General features: G+C 66.1%; 14 protein-coding genes and 1 pseudogene. 8 read left to right on the top strand and 7 right to left on the bottom strand.

Annotated features, from left to right (window positions below; genetic code table 11):
* Window positions 1-72: 72 nt before the first annotated feature.
* A complete protein-coding gene (locus tag ACFYO1_RS15410) occupies window positions 73-2,298 on the bottom strand; it encodes a molybdopterin oxidoreductase family protein (protein WP_387230960.1) in 2,226 nt (741 codons plus the stop codon).
* Between the two features lie 510 nt (window positions 2,299-2,808).
* On the bottom strand, window positions 2,809-3,687 hold the full coding sequence (locus ACFYO1_RS15405) for an SGNH/GDSL hydrolase family protein (RefSeq protein WP_387230958.1): 879 nt from the start codon (window positions 3,685-3,687) through the stop codon (window positions 2,809-2,811).
* 114 nt (window positions 3,688-3,801) lie between these two features.
* Between ACFYO1_RS15405 and ACFYO1_RS15400 the strand changes: the two genes are divergently transcribed.
* From ACFYO1_RS15400 to ACFYO1_RS15390, 3 genes are all read left to right on the top strand, one after another.
* The gene (locus ACFYO1_RS15400) at window positions 3,802-4,458 is read left to right on the top strand and encodes a hypothetical protein (protein ID WP_387230956.1); all 657 of its coding nucleotides are present in this window, start codon (window positions 3,802-3,804) and stop codon (window positions 4,456-4,458) included.
* Window positions 4,455-4,889 carry a hypothetical protein gene (locus tag ACFYO1_RS15395; RefSeq protein ID WP_387230954.1) on the top strand — a complete coding sequence of 145 codons (435 nt, stop codon included), beginning with the start codon at window positions 4,455-4,457 and terminating at the stop codon, window positions 4,887-4,889. Before ACFYO1_RS15400 ends, ACFYO1_RS15395 begins: the two co-directional genes overlap by 4 nt.
* 105 nt (window positions 4,890-4,994) lie before the next feature.
* Window positions 4,995-5,186 (top strand): DUF1059 domain-containing protein, encoded by a 192-nt coding sequence (locus ACFYO1_RS15390; RefSeq protein ID WP_387230953.1) that lies wholly within the window; start codon window positions 4,995-4,997, stop codon window positions 5,184-5,186.
* A gap of 183 nt (window positions 5,187-5,369) precedes the next feature.
* On the opposite strand, the gene ACFYO1_RS15385 is transcribed toward ACFYO1_RS15390, so the two are convergent.
* The gene (locus tag ACFYO1_RS15385) at window positions 5,370-6,038 is read right to left on the bottom strand and encodes a YitT family protein (protein ID WP_387230952.1); all 669 of its coding nucleotides are present in this window, start codon (window positions 6,036-6,038) and stop codon (window positions 5,370-5,372) included.
* A gap of 209 nt (window positions 6,039-6,247) precedes the next feature.
* Here ACFYO1_RS15385 and ACFYO1_RS15380 point away from each other — a divergent pair, with 209 nt between their 5' ends.
* Window positions 6,248-6,385 (top strand): hypothetical protein, encoded by a 138-nt coding sequence (locus ACFYO1_RS15380; protein WP_387230950.1) that lies wholly within the window; start codon window positions 6,248-6,250, stop codon window positions 6,383-6,385.
* Window positions 6,386-6,898: 513 nt separating this feature from the next.
* On the opposite strand, the gene ACFYO1_RS15375 is transcribed toward ACFYO1_RS15380, so the two are convergent.
* The 4 genes and pseudogenes from ACFYO1_RS15375 to ACFYO1_RS15360 all read right to left on the bottom strand — a co-directional run bounded on the left by ACFYO1_RS15375 (window position 6,899) and on the right by ACFYO1_RS15360 (window position 8,689).
* A complete protein-coding gene (locus tag ACFYO1_RS15375) occupies window positions 6,899-7,384 on the bottom strand; it encodes a GNAT family N-acetyltransferase (RefSeq protein ID WP_387230948.1) in 486 nt (161 codons plus the stop codon).
* A 53-nt stretch (window positions 7,385-7,437) separates the two neighbouring features.
* Window positions 7,438-7,758: pseudogene (locus ACFYO1_RS15370) on the bottom strand (SRPBCC domain-containing protein); the annotation flags it as partial.
* A gap of 137 nt (window positions 7,759-7,895) precedes the next feature.
* Window positions 7,896-8,234, bottom strand: coding sequence for an ArsR/SmtB family transcription factor (locus ACFYO1_RS15365; protein WP_387230946.1), 339 nt, complete (start codon window positions 8,232-8,234; stop codon window positions 7,896-7,898).
* Entirely contained in the window at window positions 8,231-8,689 is a 459-nt protein-coding gene (locus tag ACFYO1_RS15360; RefSeq protein ID WP_387230944.1) for an SRPBCC domain-containing protein, read from the bottom strand. The genes ACFYO1_RS15365 and ACFYO1_RS15360 overlap by 4 nt, the downstream gene beginning before the upstream one ends.
* Window positions 8,690-8,902: 213 nt before the next feature.
* Between ACFYO1_RS15360 and ACFYO1_RS15355 the strand changes: the two genes are divergently transcribed.
* From ACFYO1_RS15355 to ACFYO1_RS15340, 4 genes are all read left to right on the top strand, one after another.
* The gene (locus ACFYO1_RS15355) at window positions 8,903-11,140 is read left to right on the top strand and encodes a serine/threonine-protein kinase (protein ID WP_387230942.1); all 2,238 of its coding nucleotides are present in this window, start codon (window positions 8,903-8,905) and stop codon (window positions 11,138-11,140) included.
* Window positions 11,141-11,151: 11 nt separating this feature from the next.
* Window positions 11,152-12,300: an epoxide hydrolase family protein gene (locus tag ACFYO1_RS15350; RefSeq protein ID WP_387231884.1), complete on the top strand. Its 1,149-nt coding sequence runs from the start codon at window positions 11,152-11,154 to the stop codon at window positions 12,298-12,300.
* A 512-nt stretch (window positions 12,301-12,812) separates the two neighbouring features.
* Window positions 12,813-13,529 carry a metal-dependent hydrolase gene (locus ACFYO1_RS15345; protein ID WP_387230940.1) on the top strand — a complete coding sequence of 239 codons (717 nt, stop codon included), beginning with the start codon at window positions 12,813-12,815 and terminating at the stop codon, window positions 13,527-13,529.
* A gap of 506 nt (window positions 13,530-14,035) precedes the next feature.
* Window positions 14,036-15,043 (top strand): SMP-30/gluconolactonase/LRE family protein, encoded by a 1,008-nt coding sequence (locus ACFYO1_RS15340; protein ID WP_387230938.1) that lies wholly within the window; start codon window positions 14,036-14,038, stop codon window positions 15,041-15,043.
* Window positions 15,044-15,292 lie beyond the last annotated feature (249 nt).

The following is a 15,292-nucleotide window of genomic DNA, read 5'->3' as shown; positions in this document are numbered from 1 at the left end:
TCAGCTTGCGATGTGGCGGTCATCTATCCGGTCCGCGAAAGGGTTCGGCGCATACGCCGCCGGGCCCCCGGGTCAGTCAGCGCCGTGCGAGCGGAGGGCCTCGACGTTCGCGTGATCGGTTGTCGCCGAACCGGCATCGGCGGGCACGCGGGTGACCGTCACCCAGGTGTTGTTGACCGCGGAGTTGCCGGAAAACGTGTCGGTGAGTGACGGGTCGTGCAACAGGTTGACATTCGCGCCGGGCAACGCGGCGGCCACCGTCCAGCCGACACCGGGTTCGCGATGGCCCCACCCGTGCGGGATGGCGACCGTGCCCGCGCGGATCTCGTCACTGACTTCCAGGGGTACCACGATCGAGCCGGTGGGTGAGGTGACCGTGACCGGTTCGCCGTGGGTGAGCCCGCGGCTGGTGGCGTCGTCGGGGTGCATGAGCGCGGTGCAGCGGTCGCGGCCCTTCACCATCGCGGGGACGTTGTGCAGCCAGGAGTTGTTGCTGCGCAGGTGGCGTCGGCCGATGAGTTTGAGGTCGTAGCCGTCGGCCGGGGTAGTGAGCGCGCTGCCCGCGCGGGCGTCGCCGAGCACGGTGCGGGCGGCGGCGAGGAAATCCGCGGGCGCCAGGTGCACCTTGCGGTCTCTCGTCCCGATCAGCGCACGCAACCTAGGCCGCAGCGGACCCAGATCGATACCACCGGCCGACGCACGCGCCTTCGCGACCGAGAGCCCCTTACGCCCACGCCGCAGCATCCCGTACGGACCGGTAGCCACCCCCGCCGTCGCCAACCGGACCGGACCGAACTGCCCGAACACCGCATTGAGCGCCCGCCCGGTGAACCGGCGAGCCGGCATCGGCACCATCTCGGTGATCAACCGCGCCATGATCTGCCAATCCTCGAGCCCGTCGGCCGGCGGATCGAACACCCGCGCGTCGTACCGCAGGTTGTTGCGCACACTGAACACCGGGAACAGGATGTTGACGTCCTCACGTTCCAGCGGCGAGATCGGCGGCAGGATGAAATCCGCGTGCCGCGTCGTCTCGGTGATGTACATGTCGACCGCCACATAGCAATCCAGCGACTCTAGTGCCGCACCGAGCCGCCCGCGCTGCGGCGTGGACAGCACCGGGTTGCCGGCGTAGGTGATCATCGCCCGGATCCGCCCCTCGCCCTCGGTCAGGATCTCATCGGCCAGGACCGCGACCGGCAGCTCGGTGCGAAACGATTTGTAGGCGCCGGAGCGGTCGGTCCACGCCCCGTAACCCATCGGCAGATACTTCGCGAACCGCGCCGCATCGATCGGCGGCGTCGCGAACATCTGCCCACCGGCCCGGTCCAGATTCCCGGTGACCGCGTTGATCGTGTTCACCAGCCAATGCGTGAGCGTGCCCGTCACCTGCTGACACACCCCGATCCGCGCGTACAGCACCGCCGACGACGCAGCGGCATGATCGCGAGCCAGCCCGCGAATGACGTCGGCGTCGACTCCGGCATGCGGCGCCATCTGCTCCGGTGTCGCCTCGGCGACCAGCTCACGCAGCTGCTCCCACCCGGTGCACTGCGCGCGAATCGCCCTCTCGTCACAGAGGCTTTCGGCCACCAGGACGTGGAGCATCGCCAGCAGCAGATAGACGTCACCGCCCGGGCTCACCGCCACATGCTGATCGGCCAGCCGCGCCGTCTCGGTCCGGCGCGGATCGATCACCACCACCTGCCCGCCGCGGCCGCGCACATCCTTGATGCGCTGCTTGGCATTGGGCATGGTGGTGATCGACCCGTTCGACACCGCGGGATTCGCGCCGAGGATCACCAGCCGGTCGGTGCGATCGATATCGATGACCGGCATCAGCACATTCGACCCGAACATCCGCCACGCCACGAACTCCTGCGGGAACTGATCGATCGACGACGCCGAGAAGAAGTTCCGGGTCAGCAGCACCGCGCGCAGCAGCGCCCCGTAGATCACCGACGAACTGTGCGCCGCCGGGTTCCCCAGGTACATGCCGATCGCACTCGGCCCGTACGCACCGCGCACCGCACGCAACCGCTGCCCGATCTCCCGGAACGCCTCGTCCCATCCGATCGGCTCGAACCCGTCACCGACCCGCCGCATCGGCGTGCGCAACCTGTCCGGATCATGATGCAACCCACCCATCGCGGTCGCCTTCGGGCAGATATAACCCCGCGACAGCACGTCATCCGGATTGCCTTCGATCCGCGTGACCTGCGCGTCCTCGACGGTGACCAGAATTCCGCAATGCGCCTCACACAGCGTGCACTGCCGGGCAATGGTGGTAGCACTCATCGGTTTTCACCTTCTGCCGGTTCGCTTGCCACAGGCTACCAAGCAAACCGTAGGTACCACTATGTTCGCGGAGTGCGGCGTCATCGAGGCGAGTCATATGGTCGCCAGTTGATCTCCGATAGCGACCATATGACTCGCCTCGATAAAACCGGCATCGGAACAGCCGGCCGGGGGGAGCATCCGTTCCTGGCGACAAGCGGATTGCATGGCGTGCCAACCTGCCCGCGCTGCCGATTCTTTCCCGGTGCCGAAACCTCTGTGCGGAAGGGCGATTCGCGCACAGGGCACCGGTGGGCACACTGGCAATCCAGTGACTCGAGTGCCGCTGCGGCGTGTGCCGGTGTGCGCGACAACCCGCCTGGCCGCATCATCACAGCGGCGAGCACCTGACATCGGTGATGCCGGCCCATGACATCCGGGACCCGCTCCGTGGCGACAGAAGCCCGCGCGAAGTGCCATTCGCGATCGACATGGCGGTACAGACCGACGCGAAGGATCGCTGTGCCCCAGTTACCGGTCCAGCGCCGCCAATACGCTGCGCGCTTGATGGTCGGCACCGAGTTGGTTGGGGTGGAACGGAACCGCCGGGCCGGGCGGATTGCTCGACCACGGGATCAGGCCCTCGACCCAGCGGGTGCCGGGTGGCTGGCAACCGTCGTGCCCGCTGCTGGTGGAGTACGTGTCGACCAACTCCACGCCGGTCGCCTCGGCAACGCGCGCCAGCATCGCGTTGAGCTCGATCAGCTTGCGGCCGAGCCAATCCGCGTCGGCATCGGAGATCGGCACCGTCGGGAAGCAGCCGCGGCCGGTGCCGACTCCCTCGAAGTAGTCCAGCAGCAGAATCCGGGCGTGCGGCGACCGGTCCCGAATTCCACGAACCGACGCGATGACGTTCGGTTCGGCGGCGGCGATGTTCAGCGACATCTGATCCACCCCGCCGACCACCAGCCCGTCGACACACGGCGCAGCCGACGCGTCCGCGGTCAGGCATCGCTGCACGACCGCCGCCAGCCCCGCGTCGTTGCCGCCGATCTCCAGCGTCACCAGATCCGTCGACGCGGTGAGACGGTCGAACTGCGGGGGATTGACCCCCAACGGGGTGCGCTGCGGCCCGGCCAGATTCTTCGTCATGGCGCCACCACACGTCGCGTCCCGGAACACCGGAATTGCCAACGCGGCCGCCACCTGCTTGGCGTAACTGCCCTGGCTCTGCGCGCAGCCCAACGGCACGAAGTCGCCGGTCGCCTGAATCAACGACGCGTCCGCGGCCCACGAATCACCCAGCGCCACATACTCACCGAACCCGGGCGCGGCCAAGGCCGACGGCGCGGCCGTCAACGGCAGCACACTCAATGCCGCGCACGCGATCACAGCTCGGGACGTCTTCACAATGCCTCCACCAGCGAACCAAGCTGGACGTACGACCAGCGCCGATGAAACCTAACATCCCCCCGCCACTCACGCGAGCAACCACGGTCACCACGGCGCTATACGATGCAGCCCATGCCACACCGCCGCTCCCGCCTGGTGGCCGTACTCGGAGCGCTTCTCCTCACCACCACCGCCTGCATCGGCGCCGTCGACCGCGCCGACTTCGAAAAGGTCCTACAAGCCCGCGGCGGCGGACTCGTCTCCGCCCTGCCGGCCGCCGCCCTCGACACCCTCCGGCAACGCCTCGGCGTACCCGGCCTCCGCGCCGGCGTCATCATGCTCACTGCGCCCGAAACCGGCACCACCAACTGGGGCATGCTCGCGCAACCACCACAGGTCACCCGCTTCAGCAGCGAGAACCACGATCTCTTCTCCCAGGATTCCGCGGTACACCTGCGCATCCAGGTGCCCAACCGCCCAGAACAACAAGACGACTACACCTACGCCAACCGCACCCTGCACGGCCCCAGACCGGTCCACGTCTCAGCCGCCGTGCACCCCGACTCCGAAATGTTCGACGTCGGCGAGGTTTCCGGCCTGCTCCGGCTCGAGCAAGTCCTCGACACCGCGCTCGCCCGCACCGCCGTGACGGACGGGCACGTCTCGGCGGCCATCGTCAGCCGCACGGGCGACGAGGTCCGCATCTCCGTCAGCGTCACCTCACCGCGCACCACGATGGTCGCCGAATTCGACCGTGCCGGAACATTTCTGCGAATGGACCGAGTATGAGCGAAGAGTATCGGTCCGACGCGCACCCGGCAGACCAAGCCGACGACCAACCACCACGCCGGACCCGCAAGATCCTCGTCATGCTGGGCACGATCCTGTTCGGCACCGCGATGCTGGGAACCGTGCTGCCCGTCGCCATCTGGCCTGGCGAAGCGAAACTGACCGCGCCGTTGATCTGCGCCGCGCCCTACACCGAGCCGATCGTCGTCTCCGACACCTTCCACGACTCCGACGGCCAAAGCACCAACTTCTCGATGTACTGTGTCGGCGACCGCGGGCAGTACACCGAAGTCGGATTCCTGCGACCGTGGCTGGCGCTGTGGGTGCTGCACAGTGCGATCGTGATCGCCTTGGTGATCATGGGCGGGCTGTGGCGGAAGCGCCCGCGAGCCGGCGAACCGGAGCGACTTGCCGAATCTAGGGAACTCTAGGTATTTGCTGGGCCGCCTGATTTGTCGACGCGATCCGGCATGGCTGATCACCGACGGGGCTACCGTAGGAGTACCACCATTGATCTCTCTCAGGAGGCTCGTCCGATGACGAGGAAAGTAGCCGACTGCCGCAAGTTCCCCAGCGAAACGAACTGCACACTCACCATCTCCGGCGAAGAGGATGAAGTCGTACAGGCCGCCAGCGAGCACGCCGTCTCGGTGCACAAGCACGAAGACGGGCCAGAGCTGCGGGAGCAAGTCCGACAATCATTGGAAGACGAGAAAGTCCCAACCTGACGCGGGGGTCAAACCACCCATTAACGTCACAGTGACGTTTTGCGGAAGGGTTCCCGTTTGCCGTTAGACCGCCGGGGGAGCAGCCCACCGCGCCAAGGGGCACGTAGATACAAGATCAACGGGACATGGCAGTGGCGCTACTCGACGAATACCGCAACCATGTCCCGTTGATCTCAGGCAAGCTCACTCACGTGCGAGCAAGCTGTCATCTCGTGCGGCCGTTACCGGTGCGGCGACCACCGCGACCGGCTCAGCTGCCTTGTCTTGGAAGCCGGGCAGATGACGATTCGCCAGCGGGATGAAGAGCTGAATCAGCGGACCGATGCCGAACGCGTAGACCAGCGTCCCGATCCCGACGCTGCCGCCGAGCACCCAGCCGATCGCCAGCACCGTCACCTCGATCGACGTCCTTATCACCCACACCGAAACGCCCGTCCGGCGCACCAGGCCAGTCATCAGTCCATCACGCGGACCCGGACCCATCCCGGCGCCGATGTAGAGCACCGTGGCGATCGCATTGAGCAGCACGGCCGCACCCATCGCGCCGATCCGCGCCGCCATCATGTCCCACGCCGGCAACAACCACAGCCCGGCATCGACCGCCACCGCGATGACCACCACATTGCTCACCGTGCCCAGACCGGGCCGCTGCCGCAACGGAATCCACGCCAGCAGCACCGCGATCCCGGTCAGCGCCGTCACCGTGCCGAAGCTGAGCGGCACATGCCGCGCCACACCCTGATGGAACACGTCCCACGGATCCAACCCGAGCCCGGCCCGCACCATCACGGCCATCGAGAACCCGTAGAACCACAACCCGACATACAGCGCAACCAGCCGACGTATCAACACCCGCCCAGCATGGCCGACAACTGGCATCTGGAAACAGAGCCAGTCAACAACGCCTGGCCCTGCAACTGGTCCCGAAGGTGGACTCGACCCTGAGATTCACACCGCCGAAATCAGCCCACCGCCATTCCCGCGACCGATGCGACGCCGCCCGCGCCCGAACCACACTGGCAAGCAAGAAGCACCGGCCGACAACGAGGGTAAGGATCATCATGGGCATCTTCCGCAAAACGACCAAGCGTGATGAGCAACCCGCCGGCTCGACCGACAAGAACGCCGCGGACGCAAAGAAAAATCGGAAGCTCCGCCGCAGACTCCTCGGCGGCTACTACGGAAACGGCGGAATGTAGCCAGAGCGGCTGCCACCCAACACAATTGGGTGTCCACCGCCCTACGTTCAAAACGTCACTGTGACGTTTTGAACGTAGGGCCGGTGGACCTAGGGGAGAAGCTCCGAAACCTCAATCTGGAACCCGCTCAAGACTTTCCACTCAAATCAGGCTCCGGCAGGAATATTTACATCGGAGATAATCCGGCCAAGGGGAGATCGACAACCAACAGCGCCGTGCAAACACCAGCACTCCATGAACCCCACGAGGCGGCGGCTCGAGAGAGCCGAGGGGTCACCACGCAACGCCACAAACACCGACGTAATCGCCCGATACCGACCCGATTCTCCACGCCCGTTTCTACGCCGATAATCAACATTATGTCAATCCAAGGAGATCTAGGGATCTCCACCGGCCGCCCCCCCGACCCCCGGCGTATCCGTCTGCGTCAGACTAGATCCCCCTCAGCCGGGTGGCACGGGCGAACGTTGATCGACGGTCGTAATTGCTTGACCAGGATGCGGAACGGCGGCCTCAGAACTGTCGATACATCACGTGCAGACCCACGCGACCCAACTCCGGATGCTCGAATGCCCCAGGGACAGTACCGATTACCGAGAATCCCAGGCGGCGATACAGTTCGACAGCCGTGCTGTTACTTTCCGCTACCGCATTGAACTGCATCCCGGCGAACCCTCGATGCTCCGCCCAGTCCAGTGCGTAGGTGCACAGCTTCGTCCCGACGCCGTTTCCCCGCGCGTCGACGGCGACCATGAAGCTCGCCGTCGCCACATGTGCTCCGGGCCCGGCCCGATTGGGACCCATCTTCGCGGTCCCGAGCACCCGTTCGCCTTCGACGGCAACCACCGTGACCCCGGGCGGCCGCTCGACCCATATACCTCGCGCCTCCCCCTCACTCATATCCGGGTCGTAGGTGAAGGTCTCCTGCCCGCGCACCACCTCGTGGATGATCGTCCACATCTGCGGCCAGTCGGACTCCTCGGCCTGCCGAATCTCCATGGTGCGCACCATAGGCGGCGTCGCCCACGGTTATCCAGCGAAATACCGGCCGATCACAGCCAGTTGCCGATCCGGACCTCGTGCGGATCCGGTGCACCCGTTCCGGTTTCGACCAGCTGCTTCAGGCTCAGCAGATAGGTCGCCCATTTGGTGCTGCAATGGTGCATGAACTCGCCGGCCTCCGGCCAGCCCTGGTGTTTGAACAGGATGATCGTGTAGCCGTCCTCGCGCTTCAGGTCCCAGACGACTTGGGTGCCGATCCATTCCTCGGGGCCGCCGATGACCTCCCACAGCACCCGTTTGCCGGGCTGCAAGTCGACCACCTTCATGTCGAATCCGCCTGCGGTGAAACGGAACTCGATGACTCCCCCGGCGCCGGCGTCACCCTTGGTGTCGCTGGCCTACCAGCCGGCCAGCTTGTCGACCGAGGTGAGCGCCGCGTACACGTCGTCGGTGGACTGCGATTTGACCCCGACGCGGTGCAGAATATCTACCATTTTCGATTCTCTTCCTACTGCTGTTTGCTGCGTTGAATGGCTTCGGCGATCCGCTTGATGCGCTGGAGCCTGGCGTCCCAGGTCGAGCCGACCGCGTTGAGTTGCGCTACCGCGCGGGCGAGTTGGACGTCGTCGACGCGGTAGCGCCGCTCCCGGCCCTCCGGCGATCCGTGTACCAGTCCGACCCGATCGAGGACGTTGAGATGGCGGGCCACGGCCTGCCGCGTGACGGGTAGCCGCTCGCTGAGGCTGGTCGCGGTGCCCTCACCGTCGGCCAGGAGCAGGTCGAGCATCCGACGCCGGGTCGGGTCGCCGATCGCGGACCACAGGTCGTCGTCGACGGCGCCGTTCATCGGCTGGCGACCAGGCGCACGGCGTACTCGCCCAGGCGCGGCAGATAGGCGTCCCAGCCGGAGACGTGGTCGTTGTACTGTTGCTCCAGAACGGCGATCTCCCAGCCCCTTTCGCGGAATCCGGTCTCGATCATCCGGACCGTGGTGCCGGCTCCGGAGGGGGCGAGTTCGAAGGTGACGAACAGTGAGTTGCCGACGGACGCGGCTTCGTCGGCCGGATGCGTCCAGCGAAAGGAGAACAGCCGGTGTGGCTCGGCCTCGACCACGGTGATCGGGACGACGTCTCGCTCGTCCCCGGTGCCGAAGGTGAGGGTGCCGCTGGCGCCGGCGACCGGTTCGAGGTCGGCGTCGTCGGGCCACCACTCCTTGAGGTGGGCAGGGCTACTGATCACCTCGTAGACCACCTCGGGGGTGGCTTCGACGTACATCGTGCGTTCGATCTGGCCGTGTTCCATGCTTGCTCCTCCGATTCGCAACAACTTGTTGCGCATGACGCTAACCGACCAATCCGATACACGCAACACTTTGTTGCACATCATGTCGGTGGCGCCTAGCGCAGATGTCCGACCGCGGAACTAGCGGTAGCAGGTAATTCGACGGCTACGGCCGTGATGATCGTTTATTCTCGGGAGGGGGCTCGGGAAGCCATTTTTGATCGGGTGGGCCACATGGAGATGGACCGGGTGGCGGCGACGCAGACTGCGTTGACGCGACTGGTTGTTGGATTCGACAGTGCTTGGGAGGACGCGGCTGAGCCACCGGACCTGGCCGCGCACCTGCCGGTCGAGGGCGGGCTGCGCCGCACCGCGCTGATCGAGTTGATCAAGGTAGACCTGCACCATCGCTGGCAGCAGACCCACCACGGCAAACGCCTCGCCGACTATCGCGCCCAATTCCCCGAACTCGACGCCGCCCCACTCCCGCCCGACCTCATCTACGAGGAAATCACCGCACGCACCCGCGGCGGCGACCCCGCCCTCGACCTCAGCGAGTACGAACAGGACTTCGCCGCGCAGATGGCCCAGCTGGCCACCCAGCTCGACACCGACATCCTCGCCGCCGAGAACTTCCGCACCACGCTGCTCTCGGACCCGACGGCCGTCAACGCACTCGACACCATCGCCGCCGGCGCCACCATCGACGACTTCGACCTGCTCATCGCACTCGGGCAAGGAGCGTTCGCGCGGGTGTTCCTCGCCCGGCAGCGCTCCATGCAACGCCTTGTGGCGGTGAAGATCTCGCGAGACCGCGGAAGCGAACCGCAGACACTGGCCCAGCTCGATCACGACCACATCGTGCGAGTCTTCGATCAGCGCCAGATCGAGGAGCAGCATCTCAAGCTGATGTACATGCAGTACGTCCCGGGAGGCACGCTGCTCGGCGTGCTGCGACTCGTACGCAGCACCCCCGTCGCGCGCCGGACCGGGCAGTTGCTGCTCGACGCGGTCGACGCCTCGGTCACCTCCGGCGGAGTGCTGACACCCCAACCATCCGCCACCCGAGCCGAGCTCGCGCGCCTGAGCTGGTCCGAGGCCGTCGCCTGGCTCGGCAGCCGGCTCGCCACCGCACTGGACTACGCGAACCGCGCCGGCGTGCTGCACCGCGACATCAAACCGGCCAACGTGCTGCTCACCGCGGACGGGCAACCCAAGCTCGCCGACTTCAATATCAGCTTCAGCACGCACATTCCGGGCGCGAGCCCGGTCGCCTACTTCGGCGGCTCACTGGCCTACATGTCCCCCGAACAGCTCGAAGCCTGCCACCCCAACATGGCCACGACCGCCGCCGACCTCGACACACGCAGCGATCTCTACGCGCTCGCGGTCGTCCTGTGGGAGTTACTCACCGGGCGGCTGCCCTTCAGCGACGAACTCGGCATCGGAGAGTCCGATACCTCGCTCACCAGAATGATCGAACTGCGCCGCCAACCGATCGACGAGCGCGTGCAGGCGAGCACCCCGGCGGACTGCCCGCAGATTCTGCGGCACGCGCTGCTGACCTGCCTGTCCCCCGACCGCGACGACCGATACGCCACCGGCGCCGACCTCGCCCAGCACCTCGAACTCACCCTGGACCGAACCGCCCGCGACCTCGTCGACCCGCCGAAACGCAGTCTGCGCGGACGACTCCGGATGCGGCCGATGCCGGTGGTGACCTTGTCCAGCGCGCTCGGGCAGATGCTCGGCGGGCTGTATCTCGCGGGACACAACACCAAACTGCTCGACCTCGAACTCGGGCCCGACGGACAGGCGCAGCTGACCAAGCTGGGGTTGATCGCCGCGGCCGTCGGATACCCGGTCGGCATCGCGATTCTGCTGTACTGGTGCCGGCTGGTGTTCCTCGTTCCACACGGACTGCGGCAGGGCAAGCAGTACAGCGAGGAGACGTTGACCAAAGCGCGGGCGGACACCCTCGCGTGTAGCGATCGCATCGCGGCGGTGGCGTTCACCGGATGGCTGCTGGCGTTGGTGGTGTTCCTGATCAAGCTCAACGACATCGCGGACCTGTCTGCGGGACTGTTGTTCAACCTGATCTCCTCGCACCTGGTCGCCGCCGCGGTCGCGGTGGTGTACACCTACTTCCCGGTGACGTTCTTCGTGCTTCGCTGGTACTACCCCGGATTGTTGGCCGCGGGGCGCAACTCCCCCGCCGAGTCGGCGCAGCTGCGTCGGCTGGCGCGGCGGAGCCGGATCTACCTCGGGATCGCCGCCTCGGTGCCGCTGTTCGGGGTGGCCGCGGGTGTGGCGTTCCTGAATCCCGATCAGCAGCAGACAGTAATCGCGTCGATCGTGGCGCTGTGTGTCTGCGGGTTGTTCGCGTTCCTCGGAGCGTTGCGGGTGTTCTATACGCTCGAATCCGATCTGCACGCGCTGGATCGCATCGTCAATCCGCACGCTCGGCCGTGACGGGACAGTCGTTGCGGCCGTTCCGGATTCAGGTGCCGGAGCAGGAACTCGAGGATTTACGGGCCCGGTTGCGGGCCACCAGGTGGGCTGAGCCGGAGACGGTCGAGGACTGGTCGCAGGGAGTGCCGCTGACGTATATGCGGGAACTCTGCGCGTACTGGGCGGACGAGTACGACTGGCGAGCGACCGAGGCACGGTTGAACGCACTGGGCAACCTACGGACCGAGATCGACGGGCTCGGAATCCACTTCCTGCATGTGCGATCGCCGGAACCCGATGCGCTGCCGCTCGTGCTCACGCACGGATGGCCGGGATCGATCATCGAGTTCGGCAAGGTGATCGGGCCGCTGACCGATCCCGCCGCGCATGGCGGCGATCCCGCCGACGCGTTCCATCTCGTGTGCCCGTCCCTGCCCGGTTACGGCTTCAGTGACCGGCCGAGCGAGCCCGGTTGGGGTATCGATCGGATCGCTGGGGCGTGGGCGGTGCTGATGCGGCGGCTCGGGTACGAGCGGTACGGCGCGGCCGGCAGCGATTGGGGTACCAGTGTGTCCACCCGGCTCGCTCAACTCGATCCGCGGCATGTGGTCGGGATCCACCTCGTGCCACCGCTCGCGCCGCCCGATCCGGACACCTTCGATGACCTCACCCAGCCGGAACGAGCGGCGCTGCGCACGCTCGACGAGGCGGGACGGTGGGAGTCCGGCTACTCCAGGATGCATGCCACGCGGCCGCAGACAGCCGGGTACGGGCTGGTCGACTCCCCTGTCGCGTTGTGCGCGTGGATCATCGAGAAGTTCCGGGCGTGGACCGACTGCGACGGGCATCCGGAGAACGCGCTCACCCGGGACGAGCTCCTCGACAATCTGATGCTCTACTGGCTGCCCGGTACGGGTGCGTCCGCCGCTCGGCTGTACTGGGAGAGCATCGAACAGGTCGATGAGTGGATCTCCGGAGCGGTGCGCGACACCGTGGATGTGCCGACCGGGTGCTCGGTGTTTCCGAAGGAGTTGCAGCGGCCGTCCAGGAGGTGGGCGGCGCGGCGGTTCACCGACATTCGGTACTGGAGTGAGCCGGAGCGAGGTGGGCACTTCGCGGCGTTCGAGCAGCCCGGGTTGTTCGTCGGGGATGTCCGGGCGTTCTTCCGGTTGGTGCGGTGAGGAGCTGGGCTCCGGGCGGGTATGCCGGGGTGCCTAGAACTGATCGGTGATCGTCTTCGGCTCGGCCGGCGAGTGATCCGCCAGCAGCTGGTCGAGCGCTATCGGTTATCCGCGCCGGTTCGGCTGGCCCCCTCCCCTCTACTGCTTGTTGTTTACCGTCGGCATCTTTGGTTGGTGACGGACCAATAGCGTTTTATATGCATATATACGCACGTCTAGGTACCACAATGTTCTATTGCAGTGTTCCTCAGTACCACGCCTCGTAAGTACTCGAAATCTCGATAAGCATCGCTTCGGCGGAGGCTCTACTGCTCCCACTCCCCGGCCAGACACCAACGCACCCTACACAATCCGTCCGGGCGGCTCCCCTACCCCGGCCGACCGTGTCCACCGCGTATGCGCCGCAGCCGATCCCGATCGCCACGGATTGCCTGTCCCCCAATTCGCCCGCCGCACATGATCACTGAACACGCATTCGCTGAACGATGCTGCGGTGAACTAACCTTCAACCGGTGCTAGGACATTCTCATGCGACCAGTGGCGCTTTGGCCTGGTCGGGGGCAGCAACGGCGCTGCCCGTCGCGATCTTGACCTACCCGACAATCCAAGGTGTATCAGGACATCTCGGCCCCGTCGACCTACTTCTCGGAACATTCCTCACGGCCGGTGCGGCATTGTTGCCGGACGCCGACCATCCGGAAGGAACGATCGCACATGTGCTCGGTCCGGTCTCGTACTACCTCTGCAAACTGATCTCCTGGATCTCCGGCGGCCACCGGCACGCCACCCACTCCTTCGCCTTCGTCGCCGCCGTCTCCTACGGCACGTGGGCGGGTGAGCACTGGATCGGCCGCTGGTTCACCCTCGGCCTGGTCTTCTTCCTCCTGGCGCTCGCGGTGCGGGCGCTGCACCTGTGCCCGCCGGGCGACGGGATCGAGGCGTGGGGCACCATCGTGGTCCTGGCCGTCGCCGGAACCTTCGCCATGGACCACTGGATCTCGGACAAGCCCGTCTGGTTGCCGTTCTCCGTCGGCCTCGGCGCACTCGTGCATTTGATCGGCGACTGCCTCACCGACCGCGGCTGCCGGCTGTTCTGGCCGTTCAAACTCCGCACCCGGGTGCCGATCATCGATCGGACGGGGAACAAGCTCGAAACCTGGATCCTGTCACCGCTGTTCGTGCTCGGCACCCTCGCGGTGCTGTGGTACTCGATCACGCATCAGCCGTAGGTTTCCGACGGCGGAGGCGGCTTGTGCGGCGCGGACCGGCGCCACGTTTGGCGGGCGGGCTCGCTGCGTCGGCGAGCCGCCTCCTGAGCCGTCTCCCCGCGTGGAGGACGGTGCCATCCTCTGCGTAGCACGCACGGCACCATCCTTCACCCGAAGATTGCAAGCGAACAGGACCTGGTCGGTGCTCGGTGAGCCACGGTATTGCTCCCCTGCTCTATGCAATCTTTGGTCGGGACGACAGTATTTCGGGAGATTCGGGTGGTGATGAATTGCATAATTAGATGCGCATATCTACGTAACACAATGTCTTTACTTCGGTTGTGGCTGACTGCCCCCCGGATTACCCCTGGCTGCTCGGACCAGACACGAGCCCTGGAACCACACATCAGAGCGCCGATCGGCAGCCCCTCCCCACCCCTACCCTTTCCACCAGTCCTCGCATCGCCGGTACTCCCCTGCCCCGTCGTTACCCCGAGACGTTCACCATCCCGGCGCTACGCTTGGTCGTGCCCACAACGACGATGAACCCGCGGCGCTGGACACCGCCGCCCGCTCCTCCGCGAGCACGCCAAACCCGAAGCACACCACCGCTTCCCACCCTCACCCGGCTCGAGCTGCCGGGCGTCGGCCCCGAGGATGTCGTGCTCGGACCGGATGGACGATTGGTCGCCGGGATCGCCGATGGATCGGTGCTGAGCATTGATCCATCCAACGGCGACGTCCGTCAACTCGCGCATACCGGCGGCCGCCCGCTGGGCCTGCATGCCGATCTGGACGGCGCCCTCTTGATCTGCGATTTCGAGCGCGGACTGTTGCAGCTGAGCCCGGACGGGACGCTGGAGGTGCTGGTCGACGAGGTCGACGGTGAGCGGCTTCCGTTCGCCAGCAACGTTGTTCGCGATGCCGACGGAACCATCTACTTCTCGTCGTCGTCGAGCCGTTACTCGCTGGCCGAGTACATGGGCGACATACTCGAGCATTCCGGCACCGGACGGCTGTTCCGGCGCGATCCGGCCGGCAATGTCGAAACGCTGCTCACCGGACTGGATTTCGCGAATGGGGTGGTGCTTGCCCCGGACCGCTCGTGCGTGGTCGTCGCCGAGACCGGCGGCTATCGGGTTTCGCGCTATTGGCTGTCGGGGCCGAAGGCAGGCACCCGCGACTACCTCATCGAGAACCTCCCCGGCTTTCCGGACAACATGAGCCTCGGCAGCGACGGTCTGGTCTGGATCACCCTGCCGACGTCACGAAACCCGTTGCTGGACCGGCTACTTCCGCTCCCCGGCATTCTGCGGCGCGTGGTGTGGGCGCTCCCCGAGTGGATGCGCCCGAAGCCGGCGCGGACGGTCTGGGTGCTGGGCGTGGACTTCGCGGGCAATGTGGTGCACGACCTGCAGACCGAGGGGACGAACTTTGCGATGGTCACCGGAGTGGTGGAGCACGACGGCATGCTGTACCTCGGCAGTCTCACCGAATCCGCCGTCGGAGTGACGAGAGTTCCCAAGCCCTCCTGAAATCGCCCGAATCCGAAGGCCGATGCGAGCATGCTCGATCCCCTGTCGTAGCGCGTCCAGCCGTCGTAGCGCGTCCAGCCGTCGTAGCGCGTCCAGCCGTCGTAGCGCGTCCAGCGGTCGTAGCGCGTCCAGCGGTCGTAGCGCGTCCAGCGGTCGTAGCGCGTCCAGCGGTCGTAGCGCGTCCAGCGGTCGTAGCGCGTCCAGCGGTCGTAGCGCGTCCAGCGGTCGTAGCGCGTCCAGCGGTCGTAG

It is taken from the genome of Nocardia sp. NPDC006044 (genome assembly GCF_042871115.1).
Taxonomy (GTDB): domain Bacteria; phylum Actinomycetota; class Actinomycetes; order Mycobacteriales; family Mycobacteriaceae; genus Nocardia.
This window is presented reverse-complemented; position numbering and strand designations above follow the sequence as displayed.